This window comes from Acidovorax cavernicola (assembly GCF_003581445.1).
Genome location: NZ_QXMN01000247.1, coordinates 1 through 1,115 on the forward strand (window position 1 = coordinate 1; position 1,115 = coordinate 1,115).

The following is a 1,115-nucleotide window of genomic DNA, read 5'->3' on the forward strand; positions in this document are numbered from 1 at the left end:
GCCTTGAAGCTGGTCTGGCGCAGCAGGATGGGGTGGCGCCGCGGCGGCGGGCCCTCGACCACATCCTTGGCGGAGATGCCGCGCAGCGGCATCTCGCGCTGCGCCGCGTCGATGTCCAGCGTGCGCGGCGTCAGGTGGTTGATGTGCGGGCCGCGAAAGCAGACCACGTCGGCGATCAGGCGGTGGGCAGCGTGCAGCTGGTGGTAGGTTTGCGCGTCCACGGTCGCCTGCTGGTGCCAGCGGAAAGTCTCGCGCACTTCGGCGACAAATTCATCGGCCAGCGCATCGGACAGACCACCCTGGGCTTCGCACAACGCGGTCAGTGCCAGCGCGCGCTCGGAAAAGATGCGGCGCTGCGCCAGGATCTCCCGGGCCTGCGCGCGCAGGGCCGGGTCGGCCAGCAGCTCGAGCCGCAGCAGCGAGGTGAAGATGCGAAACGGGTTGGCTGCCAGGGCCTGGTCCGTGACCGGGCGAAACGCCGTGGAGTGCACCGGAACGCCCGCCACCGACAGGTCGTAATAGCCGACCGGCTCCATGCCCATCACGGCAAAAATGCGCCGCGCCTGCGCCAGTTCCAGCGCCGTTCCCAGCCGCACCGCGCCATGGCGCTCGATGCCCAGGCGCTCCAGATCGCCCGAGGCCTGCAGCGCAGCCTGCAGTGCCGGCTGCGACGACAGCACGGCGGCATTGGTGTCGGCCACGAGTTCGAGCAAGGCGCCGTACTGCGGCACTTCCTCCCGGTACATCTCGGACATGGCGCTGGAAAAGCGGGTACGGATTTCGTCGCTGGACAGGTGCGTGGACATGGTCATGAAAGCGGTAATGAGGGAGGTGGTGGCGCACCGGGCCGGCTGCGGTGCAAGCCCGGGCGAGGCGTGCATTCTGGAAGTCGTGCGGCCTGGCGTCAAACGATGATTGCGTCTGACTTGTTGCGAAAACGGAATGAACTCGGAAGATGTGAAAAAGCGCGCGGGCTGCCTGCCAGCCTGTACGCCCAGGTATTTCGCCGCAGCGCACCAATCTGGACATTTCGCGCCCTTGAACAGGTCATTCGCAGGCCGAAATGGTGCGCAAAAAAATATTTTGCCGGCGCGGAAAATTGCCTCTATTATCGC

Annotated in this window: 2 protein-coding genes; one reads left to right on the top strand and one right to left on the bottom strand. The window is 66.0% G+C overall.

What is annotated here, in order from left to right; genetic code table 11:
* Nucleotides 1–812 (bottom strand): VOC family protein (locus D3H34_RS32900; protein ID WP_205736867.1); only part of this gene is annotated, 812 nt, incomplete at its 3' end.
* A gap of 99 nt (nt 813–911) precedes the next feature.
* On the opposite strand from D3H34_RS32900, the gene D3H34_RS34595 reads away from it, so the two are divergent.
* Nucleotides 912–1,115 (top strand): hypothetical protein (locus tag D3H34_RS34595; RefSeq protein WP_205736868.1); only part of this gene is annotated, 204 nt, incomplete at its 3' end.